Below are 315 nucleotides of genomic sequence, written 5' to 3' on the forward strand. Positions count from 1 at the left end.
TGAAGTAAGGGGGTTCTGACTCTCAGGCCAAATGCTACGGTTACATAACCATCTTTTGCAGCTTGGTCTAGTTTAGCCTGAACCCAGTCATCACTTACCTTATAAAGTGTATGATAACGTTCCTCAACCATTCGAGCTTTCTGTTCAGGGAAACCACAGTTCTTCATCAAAGTGATGTATGTGCCCTGATAGGTAAGAGCAAAGGTAGGTGCTTTAGAATCCTGACGATATGCTTTGTACTTCTCCTGAATAGAATTAACAGACTCTACCGTATCTTCAATGTCAGGCATCATCTCACCGAAGTAAGCATATGCA

The 315-nt window shown here is 42.2% G+C and carries 1 protein-coding gene; it reads right to left on the bottom strand.

Going from position 1 to position 315, the window contains the following annotated elements; all coding sequences use genetic code 11:
- Positions 1-315, bottom strand: a 315-nt coding sequence (locus tag Y882_RS20305; RefSeq protein ID WP_046973386.1) for a hypothetical protein, incomplete at both ends; no start/stop codon positions are given.

It is taken from the genome of Dyella japonica DSM 16301 (genome assembly GCF_001010355.1).
Classification (GTDB): Bacteria; Pseudomonadota; Gammaproteobacteria; order Xanthomonadales; family Rhodanobacteraceae; genus Dyella; species Dyella japonica.